Here is a 14,086-nt window from a genome sequence, read left to right on the forward strand (position 1 = left end):
GGAAGTTAGTCTCCGGTCGGCCTTCCGCTGCCGGGCGCGCGGACCCGACGGGAGGCGACCGACGGTGAGTCGTCCGAACGTCGTCGTCACGGTTCTCGACACGGTTCGCGCCCGCGACACCGTCCCGGCGTCCACGTCGCCGATGTCGACGCTGGCCGACGTGGCCGCCTCGGGGACGGAGTTCACGAACGCGTTCTCCCCGGCCCCGTGGACGCTCCCCTCTCACGCGTCGATTTTCACCGGGACGTATCCGTCGCGGCACGGTGCTCACGGCGGTCACACGTTCCTCGACGACTCGCTTCGCACGCTGGCCGAGGCGTTCCGCGCCGACGGCTACGAGACGGTCGGCGTCTCGAACAACACGTGGGTGACCGACGAGTTCGGGTTCGACCGCGGATTCGGCACGTTCAGAAAGGGGTGGCAGTACGTCCAGTCCGACACCGACCTCGGAACCGTCACCCGAGCGGAGCATCCCGGCGCGAAACTCCGCGCCGCCTGCGACCGACTGTTCGACGGCAACCCGTTGGTGAACGCGGCCAACCTCGTCTACGACGAGTTCGCGACGGGCGACGGGGCGGAACGGACCACTTCGTGGGTCGACTCGTGGCTGGGTGACCGCAGCGACGAGGACCCGTTCTTCCTCTTTTTGAACTACGTCGAACCGCACGTGGAGTACCGCCCGCCGCGCGAGTACGCCGAACGCTACCTGCCGCCCGACACGACGTACGACGAGGCGACGACGCTTCGGCAGGACCCCCGGGCGTACGACGCCGGAGACTACGGCTTGAACGAACGGGAGTTCCGCGCCTTGCACGCGCTCTACCGCGGCGAACTCGCCTACCTCGACGACCAACTCGCCCGCCTGCGCGACGCACTCGTCTCCGCCGGGGAGTGGGACGATACCGTCTTCGTCGTCCTCGGAGACCACGGCGAGAACATCGGCGACCACGGCTTCTTCGGTCACCAGTACAACCTCTACGACACGCTCTTACACGTGCCGATGGTCGCGCACGGCGGTCCGTTCGACGGCGGTCAGCGAACGGAACTCGTTCAGACGCTCGACGTCGCGCCGACGCTCCTCGATGCGGCGGGAATCGACGACGACGGCTTCCGAGAACAGACGCAGGGACGGTCGCTCCACCCTGACGCGGACGCCGACTCCCGACAGGCGGTGTTCGCGGAGTACCTCTCCCCGCAACCGTCGCCGGAGTCGTTGACGGGGAGGTTCGGCGACCTGCCGGACCGGTTCCTCTCGTACGACCGGTCGCTCCGGGCGGTTCGGACGGCCGACGAAAAGTACGTCCGCGCCTCCGACGGCAGCGAGTGGTTGTACGACGTGGGGAGCGACCCGGACGAACTGTGGAACCGCGCGGACGGCGACCACGACCGGACGCGACTGCTGTCGGACCGCCTCGACCAGTGGCTGGATTCGTTCGAACACGCGACGACCACCGGCGAGGTTCCGATGACCGACTCGACGCGCGAACGACTCTCCGACCTCGGCTACCTCTGAGCGCCGGGTCCTCTCGTCGGCCGCTTCCCGTGGGTCGCTCCCCCGACTCACCGCCTGCGCTATTCGAACGTCTTCGGTGCCCATCCGCGAAGCGAGTCGTCCACCTCGTCCATCCAGTCGGCCATCGTCGCCTGCAACTCCCGTCTCGTCTCCGCGTAGTGGGGGTGCTCGGCGAGGTTCCGGAGTTCGTGGGGGTCCTCGCGAAGGTCGTACAGTTCGTCTCTGTCGGGACCGTTGTAGACGTACTTGTAGCGCTCCGTGCGGACCATCCGCTGCGAGTAGAGGCCGAACTCGTCGCCGTGGTACTGCGCGTACACCGAGTCGGGCCAGTCGGCGGGTTCGTCGCCCGCGAGGACAGGCAGGAGACTGCGCGCGTGCGTCCGGTCGGGAACCTCGGCGTCGGCCCAGTCGAGGAACGTCGGCATGAGGTCGTGGAGGCGGACGAACGCCGCCGACTCGGACACCGTCTCCCGCGTCGGGTCGCGGACGACGAGCGGAATCCGATAGGTCTGTTCGTACATCAGCGGTCCCTTGTTGAACTGGCGGTGCGACCCGGTGAAGTCGCCGTGGTCGGCGGCGTGAACCACCACCGTCTCCTCGTCCAGTCCGGTCCGTTCGAGGGCGTCGAGTATCCGGCCCATCTGCTCGTCGACGAACGTGACGAAGCCGAAGTACTTCGCGACGAGTTCGGCCCACGTCTCCCAGTCGAAGTCGTCGACGCCGCGGTAGCGGTGGTAGTTCTCGTGCGCCCGCGGTTTCCCCTCGAACGTCTCGGCGTAGGAGGGCCACGGGTCGATGTCTGCGGGGTCGTACATCGACGCGTACGGTTCGGGGACGACGTAGGGGTGGTGCGGCCCGAGGAAGTCCGTCCGGTGGAAGAACGGCGCGTCTCCCCCCTCCGCCCGGCGTTCGATGGCGTCGACCGTGAGTTCCGCGAGGAAGTACGTCCGCGTCGCCTCCGGCGGGAGCGACGTCGTCCCCGAGACGAGCATCTCCTCGTCGCCGTCGTCGGCGTACACCGCATCCTCGATGGTCTCTGACCCGACGTCCGCGTCCAGCGACTCGCGGTAGCGACGGTAGCGTTCGTCCAACTCGTCGTGGTGGTCGTCGCTCCCGCCGAAGTACTCGAAGCCGAACGCCTCCGGCCCCTTCGTCTGTCCGACGTGCCACTTGCCGACGTAGCCGTTCTCGTACCCGGCGTCGGCGAGCAGTTCGCCGAACGTCGGCAGTCCCGCCGGCAACTCCGTGCGGACGGCGTCGGCCTCGTGGCTGTTGTTCAACATCCCGTGGCCGTGGGGGTACAGTCCCGTGAGAAGCGAGGCGCGCGCACTCGTGCAGATGCTCGTCGGCGTGTACGCGCGGTCGAACCACGTCCCCGACTCGCGCAGTCGGTCGACGTTCGGCGTCTCGACCGGGAGGCCGCCGGGTTCGACGAGGTCGGCTCGCTCCTGGTCGGTGAGGAGAAACAGCACGTTGGGCCTCGTGTCGGTCATACGAGGTGACCGCGCGGGGCGTCCGTAGCTCTAATGGCCGCGACGAGTGCCGACGCGATGTCCGCGTTACTCGGCGAAGTCGTCGTACGTCGGTCGGTCGGCGTCGCCGGGGAACTCCTCGACGGGAGCGGTCGTCTGGTCGCCGCTCTCCATGTCTTTCACCGTCACCTCGCCGTTCGCTAAGTCCTGTTCGCCGACGATGACCACCGTCTCCGCGTTGATGGAGTCGGCGTAGTTCATCTGCGCGCCGAAGCTTCGGTCGGCGACGTCGGACTCGACGACGTTGCCGCGTTCGCGGAGGTCACGGGCGACCCGAGAGGCGACAGAACGAGTGTCGCCGACGCTGAGGACGTAGTAGTCGGTCTGCAGTTCCTCCTCGGGCCACACGCCGGCGCGCTGACAGAGCAGTTGGAGCGTCGCGTCGCCGAGGGCGACGCCGACGGCGGGCGTCGGTTGGCCGCCGAACTCCTCGATGAGGTCGTCGTAGCGACCGCCGCCGAACGCCGCGCGCGACACGTCGCCGGTCGAGTCGAAGCACTCGAAGACGACGCCGGTGTAGTAGTCGAGGCCGCGGGCCGTCGTGAGAGAGAGGTCGCAGTACTCGCGCGCGCCGAAGTCCTCGGCCGCCGAGAGGACGGCGCGGAGGTTCTCGACGGCGTCGGTCACGTCGTCGCCGCCGAACTCGCTTATCTCGTCTAAGTCGCCGCCGACGATGAGGTCGTCGAACCGGCGGGCTTGGTCGTACGAGAGGCCCGCGTCCGAGAGCAGTCCGAGGTACTCCTCGTCTTCGACCTTCGCGCGTTTGTCGACGGCGCGGATTGCCTCGCGACTGTCCACATCGGCGTCGAACGAGTCCAGCAACCCGCCGAGGATGTCGCGGTGGCTGACGCGGAACTCGAAGTCGTCGGCCGTGAGGCCCAGCGAGGTGAGCGCGTCGGCGGCGAACGCCAGAATCTCGGCGTCGGCCTCGGGTTCCGACGACCCGAAGATGTCCACGTTCGTCTGGTAGAACTCGCGGAAGCGACCCTGCTGGACCTGTTCGAAGCGCCAGAACGGACGCGACGACACCCACTTGATGGGCTTCGAGAGCGCCTGCTGTTTGGCGACGACCATCCGGGCGACGGTCGGCGTCAGTTCGGGCGTCATCGACACCTCGCGGCCGCCCTTGTCCTCGAAGGCGTACAGTTCGTCGACGATCTCCTCGCCGCTCTTGTCGACGTACATCTGCGTGCGTTCGAGCGTCGGTGTCCCTATCTCGCGGAAGCCGTAGCGCGCCGCCGCGTCCTCGACGGCGTCGAACACCTGCCGCCGGGCGGACATCTCGTCGGGGTAGAAGTCACGAAATCCCTTGAGTCGGTCGTACATGGGCGGGGATTCGGCGTAACCGCGCTTGAAACTGTTGAAGCCGACTCTCGACTACGGCGCTCTCGCTCTCGTCCTCGCCGTCGCGTTCGTCGGCGTCTCCTCACAGGTCGCGCACGCCGAACCGCCGCGTCCACCAGTTCGTCGAGACGGTCAGCCGTTCGCCTTCGAGCACGGCGCTTCGCACGAATCTGCGGTCCGGCCGCCACTCGCAGCGGTCGCCTCGCGTCTCGACCAGTCCGACGTGCTGTCGTCGCTCGCCGTCGTCGGTCAGGGCGTGAAGCCGTCCCGAGTGGTCGACGACGAACACGCCCGCCTCGCCCGCCGCGATTGCGCCCACCGGGACGCCGGTGTCGAACGTCCACCTGACGGGCCACTCGGACGCCGCGGGTGCGGACGTGAGTGCGACGACGCGACCGGACTGGCCGCCGACGTACACCGTTCCGCGATGGGACGCGACGGCCGTCGCCGCACGGCGTTCGCCCGCCGTCTCGACGGCGCGTGTCGAGTCACGCTTCGCGCCCGTCGCGGCGTCGACGGAGGTCACCGTCCCGTCTCCGGTCACGACGGTCACCGTATCGCCGACGACGACGGGTCGTCTCCGGACGGTCCCGGGGAGCGTGGCGGTCCACCTGACGTCGCCGCTCTCGGGGTCGAACCCGCGAAGAACGCCGCCGACGGAGCCGACTACGACGACGCCCGCGACGCCGACCGGTCCGGTCCACACCTGCGTCGTCACTTCGTGACTCCACCGCTCGCCGCCGTCGTCCGCGTCGAGTGCGACGACGCGGTGCGTGAACGCGTCGCCGTCGGTCGGGTCCGCGTCCGGATTCGCGGCGTGCGAGACGCCGGCGTAGACGCGACCGTCGGTCACGAGCGGTCGACCCCACGCACCGCCGCCGTGTTCTTCGACGCCGCCGGCGTCGTACTCCCAGCGAAGTCGCCCGGTCGTCGCGTCGTGCGCGCGGACGGTGTCGACGCCGGTGCCGACGTACACCGTCCCCTCGTGGACGGCCGGAACGCCGAATCCGCCCCCGCGAGCGACCGTCGCCCAGCGGGCCTGTCCCCGACTTCGGTCGAGGGCGACGAGTCGGTACGGACCGCCGCCGGTGGCCGAGTAGCCCTCCGGAACGAGGAGGCCGTACTCGCTGGCGACGGCCGGCCCCCAGTACTCGCCGTCGTAGGTCCACTGCGGGTCGTGGCGGGGACGGCAGAACGGGCGTTCCGCGAGGTAGTAGCCGCCGCCGAGCGTCGCGGCGGCACCGAACCCGACGACGACGTCTCGGCGGGACCAATCTGGCATCGGCAGTGCTCGTGACCGCGATGGCATCTGTCTTTTGGAGTTCAGAGCGCGATGAGACCCACGCCCGCGACGGCGAGTGCGGCGGCGACGAGGCGGACGCCGAACGCCTCCTCGCGCAGGACCAGGCCGCCGAGGAGGACGGCGACGACGGCCTGCGTGTTGATGACCGGCGAAGCGATGCTCGCGGGGGCGGCGGCGAACGCCAGCGAGGTGACGTGTTCGCCGAGGGCGACGCCCGCGCCCGCGAGGACGAACTTCGGTAGGTCCTCGCGGACGGGAACCCAGTCGCGGACGACGAACGGGAGGAGGACGGCGACGACGCCCGCGAGCAACGTCGGCACCCACAGCGACGGCGGCACCCCCATCTCCTGGAGGACGAGTCGCTTCCCCACGTCGCTGACGGCGTAACACATCGCGCTGAACAGCGCCAACTGCGCGGGCCGGGCGGTGACGGCCTTCTTCACTGGTTCGAGGAGGCGGCCGCGGCGGTAGTTCGCGACGTAGACGGCCAGCGTCGTGACGACGACGCCGACGAGTTGAATCGGCGCGAGTCGCTCGTGGAGCAACAGCACCTCGATGGGGAGGACGAACGCCGGGACGACTTTGTTTATCGGCGCGACGTACGAAACCTCCCCGGCGTCGAGGGCGGCGAGGAAGACGAGGAACGCGGCGGCGGTGGTGACGACGGTGAGGAGGACGACGCCCGCGTCTCCGAGGCCTACGGCTCCGGGGTCGAACGCGGCCGCGGCGGGCGTCGTGAGCGTGACGGGGAGGTACCACAGGATGGCCGTCGTGTTGACGACGACGGTGAGGACGGTGCCGGGGTAGTCGGCGAAGTAGCGTTTGAGCGCGAAGATGTACGTCCCCCAGACGAACGCGGCGACGACGGCGTACGCGACGCCGGGCGGGAGCGAGAGGCTGAGAAACTGGAGGACGACCGGGGAGAAGTCCATCTGGTCTGTGACTGTCTACGTCGACGGAAAGCCGTTCGGATTACGGCACGTCGCCGCCCGACGTTCGTTTGCCGTCACTTCAGACCGCGGACGTAGGTCTGTTCGTGTTCGGGAAACACCCGTTCGACCGTCTCGGGACCATGTCGTTCGGCGACGAGTGCGCGCAGTTCGCCCTCGTAATCTCCCTTGGAGATTCGCTCCGACGGACCGCTCTCGACGTCGAGGTTCGTCTCGACCAGTCGGTCGACGGCCCGTCGGCCGAACCCCGAGAGGGGGGCGAGGTAGTCCACGTCGTGTCTGTCTTCGAGGCTCTGCGCCTGCGCGCGCGAGACGGTCGGAACCCTGTCGTCGCGGCGCGTCCCGTCGGCGATGGCGGCCACGTCCAACTCGGCGACCCGTTCGAGTGCGTGTTCGTGGACGCGTTGGATGCCGTTCCGCGGGTAGCCGTCGTCGACCATCCGCGCGACGGCTTCGTCGGCCACCTTCGTCTCCAACTCGACGGTGTCGAAGGCGTACCCGAGTTGTTCGGCGGCGTCGCGGGCGTGTTCCCAGTCTTCCGTGACGCCGAATCGGGCCGTCACGAGGGTCACGTCGTAGAACGAATCGAGCAAGAGCGCGGCGAGCGTCGAGTCTTTCCCGCCGCTGTAGAGGAGCGCTAAATCCACGTCGGCTATCGCCGCCGGATGTCGAAGCTCTTCGAGTCGGGACGGAGCTCTCGAAGGAGGTCTTTCATCTGGTCTTCGTCGATGCGGTCCTGGATTCGGCCGCTCTGCGCGAGGGCGACGAGTTGCTGTTTCACTTTCTCGGCGAAGTCGGGCTTGGACATCTCGACGGCGTTGAGACGCTGTCGCGCGCCGTCGGTGAGGTACTGCTTGAGAAGCGCGTCCTGTTGCGCCTCCGCCTGTTCGCGGGCGGCTTCCTGCGCGGCCTCGTTGCCCTGTTGTTGGCCACCCTGTCCTTCTGCGCGGTTCTGTAACTCCTGCATCTTCTCCTGTCGAAGCTTCTCCAGTCGCTCGTCGTCGGGATTCCCGCTCATACCCCTAGTTCTCCCGCAATTTTGAAAACGATTACGGACGCTTCGGCGCGGCGGCGTCGCTCTCGAATCGCGGTGTCGAGAAACTGAATCGAGTCGAAAACGCGTCTACGCGTAGCGCTCGAGTTCCGGGCGGTCGAGTGCTTCGAACACGTCGGCGCCGGCGTTGTCGAGGAAGCTACGACCCTCGTCGGTGATGAGTCGGCCTTCGCCCTTGGCCGTTCGAATGAGGCCCTCCTCTTCGAGCTGCTGGAGGATGGTTCGGATGATGTTCTTGCTGCCCGTGTCGGAGTGTTTGCCCGACACGACGTAGCGGTTCGACCCGCGCTTGCGGCCGCCGTACTCCGTGGAGAGTCGGTCGACGCCGACGGGGCCGTTCATCGCGACCTTTCGCAGGAGCGACGCCGCGCGGATGAACCAGAAGTTGTCCTGCTGGGGCGGAAGCTCTCGCGTCTGTCCCGTCTTGACGAATGCCATCCACTCAGGCTGCTCGATGCGGTCTTCTAGGCGTTCGGCGACTTCCTCGATGAGGGCGTCGGCCGGAACGTCGTAGAGGGTTACCATGTTGAGTGTGTGTTCTTGATGGCGTCGTTTAAAGCCATCGTATCGCCGCTACGAGGGGTGAGACCCTCTCACGACCTCGAACCGACGAAGCTCACCCACGCCATCACGCCGCCGCCGAGGAGCGTCGGCACCCAGTACACCGCCCCGCGGAAGATGACGATGGCGGCGACGGCGATAGAGCGCGTCACCGTCGGGAGCGGCGCGGCGAGCAAGAGGGCGACGAGCACCGTCTCGATGCCGCCCGCGCCGCCCGGTAGCGGCGTCACCCCGGCGATAGCCCCGATGGGGACGACGAGCATCGCGATGGAGAGCGGGATGTCGATGCCGATGGCCCGAAACGAGAGCCACAGGCCGAGCATCTGGCAGAACCATCCGAACGCGGAGGCGCCGAGCGCTATCGCGAGGCCGCGCGGGTTCGTCGCGACGCGCTCGATGGCGCGAAAGAAGCCGTCGATACGCCGCTCGACGCCCGTCTCCGTCGGTACCGGTGCCCGCGGGACGTACCGCGCCACCGTCCGAATCGCCGGCGTGAGCGCCGAGACGATTCGGTCTTCGAGCTGATACCGATACTGCCACGTCGTGTATCCGAGCGCCGGGACGGCGACGGCGAGGACGACGACGGCGGCGAGCGCCAACACGAGGTTGCGGTTCGTTCCGAGCGTCACCTCGGTGGCGTAGTAGGCCGCCCCGACGAGCGCGATAGTGATGGAGGGGACGAAGTTCAGCGTGTCCACGCTGGCTATCGCCGCGAGACTCGTCTCGTACTCGGCGTCGGCCGACTGCGAGATGAGGTAGGCGGTGACCGGTTCGCCGCCCGCCTGCCCAAACGGGGTGATGTTGTTCGAGAACATCGCGCCCGAGAAGATGAAGAACGACTTCGCGAGCGAGAGGTCGACGCCGAGGACGCCGAGGACGGTTCTGAGCGCGAGACTCCACGCCGCCAACCACGCGAGCGTCGTGAGGACGACGAGGCCGACGGTGCCGACGTCGGCCATCTGGAGCGTGTCGACCAACTCCTCGACGCCCGCGAAGTAGAAGAGGAGCGCAAACACCGCGAACGCGCCGAGGAAACCGAGTACCGTGGCGCGGAGGTTCTCGCGAGCCATGTCTTCGGCGTCGAACGTCGGCGCAATCAACCCATCGAAACCGGGGGGCCGTGCCACGTGGTGGCGTCCGCGACGCCGACGCCGGACGGCGAGGTTTTTGTCGGTCCGCCGGGGAGTGTGTGTCATGGACGAACGCTCGGCGCTTCGCCTCCTCGCCTCGGACCTCCCGGACGCGGGCGACGACGCCGCCGTCGTGGACGGACTCGTGGTGACGACTGACATGCTCCACGAGTCCACCGACTTCCCGGCGGGGACGACCCGCTACACCGCCGGGTGGCGCGCCGTCGCCGCCTCGCTCTCGGACGTGGCCGCGATGGGTGCGCAGGCGACGGCCGCCGTCGCCGCCTACGGCGCGCCCACGTTGGAGGAGTCCGAGTTACGCGACTTCGTCCGGGGCGCGCGCGACGTCTGCGAATCGGTCGACGCTCGGTACGTCGGCGGCGACCTCGACACCCACGGCGAGTTCACCACGGCGACGACGGCGCTCGGCGAGACGGACGCGCCCGTCACCCGGTCCGGGGCCACGCCCGGCGACGCCGTCTGCGTCACGGGCGTCCTCGGACGCAGTGCGGCGGCGCTCAGAGCGTTCGAATCCGGGGACGTCGAGACCGGTAACGACCTGTTTCGGTTCCCGCCGCGCGTCGCCGCGGGCGTCGCAGTCCGCCCTCACGCCACCGCGATGATGGACTCCTCGGACGGCCTCGCACGCTCGCTCCACCAACTCTCGGAGGCGTCGGACTGCGGGTTCGCGTTCGAGTGGGACGCTCTCCCGGTCCACGACGCCGTCGCCGACTACGCCCGCGACGCCGCGGACGAACGCGAGATGGCGGCGTTCTTCGGCGAGGACTTCGAACTCGTGTTCACCGTTCCCGAAGACGGCCTCGGCGCGGTTCGAGACGCCGTCTCGGTCCCGGTGTCGGTGCTCGGCCGGGTCACGGAGACGGACGTCGTCGCCGACGGTGACGCCGTCCCGGACGAGGGCTACACGCACGCGGACGACTGATTCGTTCCCGCGACGGGATTCGTTCTCGCGGCGCTACTTCTTGCTGTTCCCGCGCGCCTCGAAGTTGTACCGCGTCGTCTTCCCGTCGACGCCGATTCTGAGGTCGTCGACGTTGCCGACGAACGACGGTGCCGACCACCCCGACCCGACGCCCACGCCGAATCCGAACCTGATGGTCGCGTCCGGGTAGAGTTCGAGGAGTCGCGTCCACGTCACGGGGTCCGAGATGCTCCCTTCGCCCGAGGTACCGCTCAACCACACGCCTGCGTTCGCGGTCAGCACGTCCCACGTCTGCCACGTTCCGGGCGTCACGGTGTTGTTGTAGTAGGGCTCGAAGTTGAGCGTCGCGTAGTCGTCGACGCCGGACGTTCCGGGCCCGTCGGGGTCTATCTCCATTTTCAACGCCGGGACCAACGTGGTGTCGTTCGTGTACGTGCTGTACGAGAGTTCGGTGATGGCCGCGAGCGGAACCCCGTCGTTCGATTCGGTGCCCGTCGATACGTCGAACGTCCCGTAGTCGTAGTTGTAGAGGAACAGTCTGTCTCCCGGACCGTTCGTCGTGAGTTCGACGCTCCCCGACCCGAACGGGGCCTTCTCCGGTCCCTTCACGAAGTCGTCGGCCGCCGTCCCCGCCTGCGCGACCCGGTAGAACGTCTTGCCCGCCTCGCCCGGGTCGCCGACGTCGCTCTCGAACACCGGAACGGTTCCCGGTCTCCGTTTCTTTCCTTTCGCCACCGCTGTCCCCGCTACCGTCGGTAGTCCGACCGCCGCCACGGCCGTCGCCAGTACGCCTCCCCTGAGGAACGACCGTCGGGTCGTCCCGTCGCCTGTGTATCGCATAGGATTTACCTCGCTCTCGGCAGGCGAGAGCGTTCGAAGTCGTGTCACGAGAGAGATATAGTTAACTCAGCGCCGAGAGACTGTCAGCGAACGGCTCACACCGTGATGACCTCGATGGGGACGAGGAGGAAACAGAGCGCTCCGAGCGCGAACGTCAGTACGCCGACGGCCATCCGGACGGGTCCGATGGGAGAGTCGTCGATGGGGTTCGCCGGGCCGCGGTAGGCGACGAACGCGGAGAGGAGTCCCCAGAACGCCCAGAGACCGACCGACTCGTTGAACGCGTAGCCGAGGACGTAGTGGAGGTACGCCGCGAGGCCGAACAGGACGACGGGGACGAACGCGGCGAGTCGTTCCTGGGCCTCGCCGAGCATCGCGCGGACGATGTGCCCCCCGTCGAGTTGTCCCACCGGAAGCAGGTTGAGGACGGTGAAGAACATCCCCACCCACCCGCCGATGATGACGGGGTGGACGGTCACCGTCGGGTCGGCGTAGTTCGCGGGTTGGCCGAGCACCGTCGCGATGAGATTCAAAAGCGGGGGGTTGTTGAAGACGATGACCTGCCCGCTCCCCCGTACCAGCGACTCGGGGACGTTCATCGGCGGGAGCGACAGACCGACGGCGGTGACGACGACGGTTGCGACGAGGCCCGCCAGTGGCCCCGCGACGCCGATGTCGAACAGGGCCTCCCTGTCGGGCATCTGCCCGCGCATCTGGATGATGGCCCCGAGGGTGCCGAACGGGACGACGAACGGGATGACGTACGGCAACGACACGTCGACGCCGTGGTACCGACTGGCGACGTAGTGGCCGAGTTCGTGCACCGTCAGGACGCCGAGGACGGCGGCGGTGAACGGCCACGCTTCGAGGACGGCGAGCGGGTTCGCTCGTATCTCGGCGAACGGAACGTAGTACCAGACGAGTGCGCCGACGACCATCGTCGAGACGACGGTGGCGAGAAACAGCACGATGTTCTTCCACGGGACGCCGTCGACGCCGTTCGTCACGGGACGCGCGACGACGACGTCTTCGCGGCCCGAGGGAGTCGTCGCCACCTGAATCTCGTAGCCCGCCTGTCGAAAGGAGGGCCACACCTCGCGGACGAGCATCTGCTCGGGTACCAACGACTCCCCGTAGTAGACCACGCGTTCGCCGTCGCGGCGCGTCTCGTGGAGTCTGAAGACCGAGTGGAGGGCTTCGACCGGCGGGACGTCCGCCGAATCGACTGTGTCCATCGACACGACGTAGGCTACACGCGGCTATAAAACTCGTGTCGTCGCGAAGATGGAAGGATGGGTGACGGTGGGGACCGTCGAGTGACGACGTCGAACGGGGGAGGTCGACGGCGTCAGGTGTCGCCGGTCGCATGGAGCGTCGACCGAACGACAGCGGCTATCTGGGACTACTCGTCAGGGCGGACAGTCCGCTCACGCCGACGGTTCGATGCGCCAGGTCGTCGCACTCGTGTACGACCACTTCTCGACGGTGAGTTCCGTCGCGGAGTCGCGGAGTTTCACCATCAGCGCGCCGATCTCCTTGGGCGAGAGTCCGACCTCGTCCGCGATGAACTTCGATTTGAAGTACATCTCTCCGTCCTGTGCTCTGTCGACGAGGTACTGCTTCAGGCGTTCCTCTTTCGACAGGTCGTTCGCGGCGGGTTCGGTGGAGGGGTTTGCGGTTGCGCTCATCTCTGTGTCACCTCGATTCTGGCTAAGTCGCCGGGACAGTATATAAAGGGGTGAACGTTAGGGGTAATTCGCCCCCTTTCAGCCGTAAACCGACGAAAACCGTTCGTTTCAAAATCTTCTCAGAATGCTTTAGATATTTTAGAAAGGCCTCTAACGTTTTGTTTCGGGAGGTAATTTTTGAATAGATGGTGGTTCTAAAACCGCCCTCGGACCGGTCAGAGTCACCGAGAGTGGGGTTCGCTGACCGATTAGTCGCGCGGCGAGGCCGGCGCGCGTGCCGCGGGTCGGCCGCGCGTCAGACGCACGCGGGAACGCGTGCGGCCCTTACTCGCGGTCGTGGACCCAGAAATCTTCCGTGACCGTGGTCTCTTTTTTGAAAAGCGGCACCTCGTCCTTCAATCGGTCGATACCGTCTTCGACGGCGCGGAACGACTCCCCGCGGTGACCGGCGAGGACGACGACGAACACGATGTCCTCGCCGTCCTCGATGACGCCCGTCCGGTGGAACATCGCCACCTCCTCGACGCCGTCGCGGGCCGCCAGTTCCGACTCGATGGTCCGCATCTTCGCCTCGGCGACGCCCTCGTACTTCTCGAACGTCAACTGCGTCGTTCGGTCGTCGTCGTCCTCCTCCTTCGCGCGGACGCGTCCGGTGAACGTCGCTATCGCGCCGGCCCGTTCCGCACGCGGTGACTGCTTGACCCGTTCGACGAGCGTCGAGAGCGTCACGTGCGGTTCGGCGGACTCCGCCGCCGCCACGGCGTCGTCGACGCTCGCCTCGTCTGCGTCGGCCGCTTCGAGGACGACGTTCGCGGCGTCCGCCTCCCCGAGGGCGACGGTCGGAACGGTCGCTTCGGGAAAGCCCGCGAGGAGCGCGTAGTCGTGGTCCGCCGAGAGGTCGTCCAACACCGCTTCGAGAGACGAGTCGCCACCCGCCGCCCGCCACCCGCCGTCGCCGAGCGTGTACGCCGTGTCGACGCCCTCGCGCCGCGTCGGCCCCCGTCCGTCGACCGCTTCCACCGTCGCGACGCGTCCGTCGAGGCGCGGCGCGACCCGTTCGAGAAGTGCCGTCGCCCCTGGTCCGACGGCGCCGAGTACGTGCATATCCTGCAATCCGGGGAGCGACCGGCTTTACGTTATCGGCTGAACCGTCTCGACGAACGCTCACCGCCGACGTCGGCCGCGCCGCCGACTCGCGTCGCTTCCGGAGACGTACCGCACGGCCGAC

14 protein-coding genes are annotated in these 14,086 nt (G+C 67.7%); 2 read left to right on the plus strand and 12 right to left on the minus strand.

What is annotated here, in order from left to right; translation table 11 throughout:
• The first annotated feature begins 64 nt into the window (after positions 1 to 64).
• The gene (locus BM282_RS08840) at positions 65 to 1,513 is read left to right on the plus strand and encodes a sulfatase (RefSeq protein WP_089879586.1); all 1,449 of its coding nucleotides are present in this window, start codon (positions 65 to 67) and stop codon (positions 1,511 to 1,513) included.
• 59 nt (positions 1,514 to 1,572) lie between these two features.
• Here BM282_RS08840 and BM282_RS08845 read toward each other — a convergent pair whose 3' ends face one another.
• The 8 genes from BM282_RS08845 to BM282_RS08880 all read right to left on the minus strand — a co-directional run bounded on the left by BM282_RS08845 (position 1,573) and on the right by BM282_RS08880 (position 9,327).
• Positions 1,573 to 3,006, minus strand: coding sequence for a sulfatase-like hydrolase/transferase (locus BM282_RS08845; RefSeq protein WP_089879589.1), 1,434 nt, complete (start codon positions 3,004 to 3,006; stop codon positions 1,573 to 1,575).
• Positions 3,007 to 3,072: 66 nt separating this feature from the next.
• A complete protein-coding gene (gene hisS, locus BM282_RS08850) occupies positions 3,073 to 4,371 on the minus strand; it encodes a histidine--tRNA ligase (protein ID WP_089879592.1) in 1,299 nt (432 codons plus the stop codon).
• A 100-nt stretch (positions 4,372 to 4,471) separates the two neighbouring features.
• Positions 4,472 to 5,671: an outer membrane protein assembly factor BamB family protein gene (locus tag BM282_RS08855; RefSeq protein WP_089879595.1), complete on the minus strand. Its 1,200-nt coding sequence runs from the start codon at positions 5,669 to 5,671 to the stop codon at positions 4,472 to 4,474.
• 41 nt (positions 5,672 to 5,712) lie between these two features.
• Complete coding sequence (locus tag BM282_RS08860; RefSeq protein ID WP_089879598.1) at positions 5,713 to 6,624, minus strand: EamA family transporter; 912 nt, start codon at positions 6,622 to 6,624, stop codon at positions 5,713 to 5,715.
• Between the two features lie 74 nt (positions 6,625 to 6,698).
• Positions 6,699 to 7,289 (minus strand): DUF7411 family protein, encoded by a 591-nt coding sequence (locus BM282_RS08865; RefSeq protein ID WP_089879600.1) that lies wholly within the window; start codon positions 7,287 to 7,289, stop codon positions 6,699 to 6,701.
• A 5-nt stretch (positions 7,290 to 7,294) separates the two neighbouring features.
• Complete coding sequence (locus BM282_RS08870; RefSeq protein WP_089879604.1) at positions 7,295 to 7,660, minus strand: DNA-binding protein; 366 nt, start codon at positions 7,658 to 7,660, stop codon at positions 7,295 to 7,297.
• 105 nt (positions 7,661 to 7,765) lie between these two features.
• Entirely contained in the window at positions 7,766 to 8,221 is a 456-nt protein-coding gene (locus BM282_RS08875; RefSeq protein WP_089879606.1) for a 30S ribosomal protein S19e, read from the minus strand.
• 68 nt (positions 8,222 to 8,289) lie between these two features.
• A complete protein-coding gene (locus tag BM282_RS08880) occupies positions 8,290 to 9,327 on the minus strand; it encodes a lysylphosphatidylglycerol synthase transmembrane domain-containing protein (protein WP_089881074.1) in 1,038 nt (345 codons plus the stop codon).
• 124 nt (positions 9,328 to 9,451) lie between these two features.
• Between BM282_RS08880 and thiL the strand changes: the two genes are divergently transcribed.
• Positions 9,452 to 10,330 carry a thiamine-phosphate kinase gene (gene thiL / locus BM282_RS08885; RefSeq protein WP_089879609.1) on the plus strand — a complete coding sequence of 293 codons (879 nt, stop codon included), beginning with the start codon at positions 9,452 to 9,454 and terminating at the stop codon, positions 10,328 to 10,330.
• A 33-nt stretch (positions 10,331 to 10,363) separates the two neighbouring features.
• Here the strand turns inward: thiL and BM282_RS08890 are convergent, their stop codons facing one another.
• From BM282_RS08890 to BM282_RS08905, 4 genes are all read right to left on the minus strand, one after another.
• Positions 10,364 to 11,170, minus strand: coding sequence for a hypothetical protein (locus BM282_RS08890; RefSeq protein ID WP_139229702.1), 807 nt, complete (start codon positions 11,168 to 11,170; stop codon positions 10,364 to 10,366).
• A gap of 95 nt (positions 11,171 to 11,265) precedes the next feature.
• The gene (locus tag BM282_RS08895) at positions 11,266 to 12,405 is read right to left on the minus strand and encodes a site-2 protease family protein (protein ID WP_089879615.1); all 1,140 of its coding nucleotides are present in this window, start codon (positions 12,403 to 12,405) and stop codon (positions 11,266 to 11,268) included.
• 192 nt (positions 12,406 to 12,597) lie between these two features.
• The gene (locus tag BM282_RS08900) at positions 12,598 to 12,858 is read right to left on the minus strand and encodes a DUF7123 family protein (protein WP_089879617.1); all 261 of its coding nucleotides are present in this window, start codon (positions 12,856 to 12,858) and stop codon (positions 12,598 to 12,600) included.
• A 324-nt stretch (positions 12,859 to 13,182) separates the two neighbouring features.
• Positions 13,183 to 13,962: a molybdopterin synthase gene (locus tag BM282_RS08905; RefSeq protein ID WP_089879622.1), complete on the minus strand. Its 780-nt coding sequence runs from the start codon at positions 13,960 to 13,962 to the stop codon at positions 13,183 to 13,185.
• Between the last annotated feature and the right edge of the window lie 124 nt (positions 13,963 to 14,086).

The organism is Halogeometricum limi (assembly GCF_900115785.1).
Taxonomy (GTDB): Archaea; Halobacteriota; Halobacteria; order Halobacteriales; family Haloferacaceae; genus Halogeometricum; species Halogeometricum limi.

Bases quoted from the DNA above. Each gene is read 5' to 3' on its own strand.
- BM282_RS08900 (WP_089879617.1), bottom strand. From the start codon at position 12,858: ATGAGCGCAACCGCAAACCCCTCCACCGAACCCGCCGCGAACGACCTG.
- BM282_RS08890 (WP_139229702.1), bottom strand. From the start codon at position 11,170: ATGCGATACACAGGCGACGGGACGACCCGACGGTCGTTCCTCAGGGGA.
- BM282_RS08860 (WP_089879598.1), bottom strand. From the start codon at position 6,624: ATGGACTTCTCCCCGGTCGTCCTCCAGTTTCTCAGCCTCTCGCTCCCG.
- BM282_RS08855 (WP_089879595.1), bottom strand. From the start codon at position 5,671: ATGCCAGATTGGTCCCGCCGAGACGTCGTCGTCGGGTTCGGTGCCGCC.
- BM282_RS08870 (WP_089879604.1), bottom strand. From the start codon at position 7,660: ATGAGCGGGAATCCCGACGACGAGCGACTGGAGAAGCTTCGACAGGAG.
- BM282_RS08895 (WP_089879615.1), bottom strand. From the start codon at position 12,405: ATGGACACAGTCGATTCGGCGGACGTCCCGCCGGTCGAAGCCCTCCAC.
- BM282_RS08880 (WP_089881074.1), bottom strand. From the start codon at position 9,327: ATGGCTCGCGAGAACCTCCGCGCCACGGTACTCGGTTTCCTCGGCGCG.
- BM282_RS08845 (WP_089879589.1), bottom strand. From the start codon at position 3,006: ATGACCGACACGAGGCCCAACGTGCTGTTTCTCCTCACCGACCAGGAG.
- BM282_RS08875 (WP_089879606.1), bottom strand. From the start codon at position 8,221: ATGGTAACCCTCTACGACGTTCCGGCCGACGCCCTCATCGAGGAAGTC.
- BM282_RS08905 (WP_089879622.1), bottom strand. From the start codon at position 13,962: ATGCACGTACTCGGCGCCGTCGGACCAGGGGCGACGGCACTTCTCGAA.
- hisS (WP_089879592.1), bottom strand. From the start codon at position 4,371: ATGTACGACCGACTCAAGGGATTTCGTGACTTCTACCCCGACGAGATG.
- thiL (WP_089879609.1), top strand. From the start codon at position 9,452: ATGGACGAACGCTCGGCGCTTCGCCTCCTCGCCTCGGACCTCCCGGAC.